Source organism: Acinetobacter sp. UBA5934, from assembly GCF_002430855.1.
Taxonomy (GTDB): domain Bacteria; phylum Pseudomonadota; class Gammaproteobacteria; order Pseudomonadales; family Moraxellaceae; genus Acinetobacter.
On the sequence record NZ_DJDC01000113.1, the window covers coordinates 1 to 2,879 of the forward strand.

At 36.8% G+C, this 2,879-nt stretch carries 2 protein-coding genes and 1 pseudogene; all 3 read right to left on the reverse strand.

From position 1 onward, the window contains the following. Positions 1–381: 381 nt before the first annotated feature. The 3 genes and pseudogenes from B2Y23_RS07895 to B2Y23_RS07905 all read right to left on the reverse strand — a co-directional run bounded on the left by B2Y23_RS07895 (position 382) and on the right by B2Y23_RS07905 (position 2,725). A complete protein-coding gene (locus B2Y23_RS07895; RefSeq protein ID WP_291354641.1) occupies positions 382–1,044 on the reverse strand; it encodes a DUF2057 family protein in 663 nt (220 codons plus the stop codon). A gap of 210 nt (positions 1,045–1,254) precedes the next feature. Continuing rightward, positions 1,255–1,848 carry a nitroreductase family protein gene (locus B2Y23_RS07900; RefSeq protein ID WP_291354640.1) on the reverse strand — a complete coding sequence of 198 codons (594 nt, stop codon included), beginning with the start codon at positions 1,846–1,848 and terminating at the stop codon, positions 1,255–1,257. A gap of 189 nt (positions 1,849–2,037) precedes the next feature. Continuing rightward, positions 2,038–2,725: pseudogene (locus B2Y23_RS07905) on the reverse strand (nitroreductase family protein). Positions 2,726–2,879 lie beyond the last annotated feature (154 nt).

Consider the following 2,879-nt stretch of genomic DNA (forward strand, 5'->3'; position numbering starts at 1 on the left):
ATCAACCAGTAAAAATCCACACAAGTTGTTCTTCATAATCTCTTAATGATCTTTCTAATACCTCGTCAGTATTAGAAGCTGGACTTCGATAAACCTAACAACTCAGCACTTCGTGCTTCGTTCTTTTCCGTCTATCTCGTCGGGATGCAGCGTATTCTATAGAGTTTTTAAACCAAAGCAACCCCAATTATAGAATTTTCTATAATTTTACTTTTGAGTGTTTGTTTTTTAACCCAGGAGGCTATTTTTAGCATGTTTTAAGACAATTTTGAGGGTTTTTTACACAACGAAACATTCATTTTTTAGATCATCTTTACCATTTTAATTTTAGTTATTTTCCCTTAAAACAATAAAACCAGCTTTATGCTGGTTTTACTTAAATTAATTGGCGTGTTCTGCTAGCCATGACATAAACTTCTGCCGTTCAACTTTATTTGATTTTTGCCATAATTGAATCAGTTGTTGATCACCAGTGGCTACTGAAGCTGGCTCTATAGAAGTAACTCCTGCTACCTTATGCAATGCCGCTTGTGTATAGACAGGTGCTGGCTGGTTTTCCAACGTTGTTTTCTTTTGAGTTAAATCTGTAGTTCTTGAAAATATATTTTGTGCCAACCAAGGTTTTTGTTCTGTATTTGCGCCTGTCTGTTGAACCAGCATGACATTATTTTTATCAAACAATGCCACTATAGGCTGTTCGGCATATTTCTTGGCAGCTTCAAAATTCGCTGGTGCATTGACCAAGCCCAGTCGATATTCTCCACCATCTTGCAAAACAGGTGTGGGAATAGTCACCACCGCTGACTTCACAATATCGTGTTCACCATTTAAGTGCTCAAAATACTGACTGTAACGCACGCTAATATTACGAATAGCTGCATCGACTTTATATTGATTGTTCTTGGCGCGAAATAAACCCGTATTCACTTCCTGATCATTCACCGCTAAAATTTTGATTTCTTCTGGTGCTGAAATAGTGACTGCTGAAAATGCCGTACCACTTACCATCAATGCAACCGCAGCAAAAGTTAATTTTAAGCTCATTTCACTATCATTTCTTTGATTGTTAAAATTTAATTGCAATATGCAATGAATAAATGTCAATTTTATGACAAAGCCATTTTTAATACAGCTGTGTTTTCAATACTTTGTTGAGATAAGCTTTGCAGCTTAATTGATTTATCTATCATTACTTTAACAATAAAAAGAGTGCCGTTTCAGCACTCTCTTAACTTTACTTAAGTAAAACACTGATCAGTCAAATCTTTTAAAGCGAATACTATCATCTAGGAAGGTTTTTTCTCCTGCCGGTGCTTCAATCGATCCAAATACCAATTCGGCACGTAATTTCCAGCTTTCGGGTATATCAAAAGTAGCGGCCACTTCAGCATCAATCACCGGATTGTAATGCTGCAATGAGGCCCCGATATGATGTTCTGCCAATGATGACCATACAGCAAACTGAGCAATACCAGTAGAATGTTCTGACCACGCCGGAAAATGCTCTGCATATAAAGCAAATTGCTTTTGTAACGACTTTACCGTTTCTTGGTCTTCAAAAAATAATACCGTGCCATAACCTGCTGCAAAACTGTCAATTTTTGCATTGGTCTTTTCAAACGCATCTTCTGGGACGACTTTACGCAATGTTTCACGCACGATATTCCAGAACTTCTCATGCGATGCCCCATAAAGAGTGACCACACGTGAAGTTTGTGAGTTGAAAGCTGAGGGACTGTTACGTACAGCATCTTTAATAATATCTTCTATTTGATCTGCTGTGAGAGGAACATTTTTACCAATTGCATAGATAGTACGGCGTTGTTTCATATGTGCTAAAAATGACATGAGCTCACCTTCTTTGAATTGTAATCAGCATAATGAGAACAAATTGATCTTATGTTTATTTTAGGAGCACTCACTCATTATAAAAGTGACATTGTGTTTTTATTTATAGAACAATTTTATAGCAACATGCTTTTTGATTTAAAATAAAAAAACACCCAATAAGGGTGCTTAATTACTACAGCAATAAAATTAACTCAAAATTCTAAATCGTTCAGTATCCTGAGAAACCGGTTTTAAGTCTGCTTCTTGTTCAATGGAACCAAAAACCAGTTGTGCTCGCAGCAACCAGGATTCATCAATATGAAAATGTTGTGAAACTGCAGCATCTATACTGGGATTATAATGCTGCAGACAAGCACCGATGCCTGAATCAGCCAAGGCCGTCCATACTGCATATTGTGCCATACCCGATGTCTGTTCCGACCAGATTGTAAAATCTTGCGCATTAAAAGGAATTTTCTTTTGCAGTTTTTGAATTGTGCTCTGATCTTCATAGAAGAGCACCGTTCCATATCCTGCCATGCATTGATCTATTTTCATTGCTGTACCATCAAATACATGTGCCGCGGCTAATTTACGTTGCACCTCTTTGACTATTTGCCAAAATTGCTCATGGGAATCACCAAATAACACCACAATTCTTGAACTTTGAGAATTTAATACAGATGGACAGCTTCGCACGGCTTCTTGAATCAATTCCGCCAAATAGGCCTGACTGAAATGGACCTTTCTTCCTAAAACATAAATACTGCGACGTTTTTTTAATTGATCGACAAAAGTCAGTTCATTTACCTCTTCAGCAGCTCTTTTTTTTAAATTTAAATTCTTTCGTGATATCTGCCGTAAGGACATAACCAATTCTCTGTAATAATGCCACAACAGTACTCCCCAATAAGAATGCTAAAGCTTTTAAGATTTTCTAATATTCTAGCGGTTTATAAGTCTGTGCTTTGGATCTGAGATCTTTGAATGTTGTTTTTTAAATCAAACAATTATCACTAAAACAACAAACTCCGCATTTAGCGGAGTTT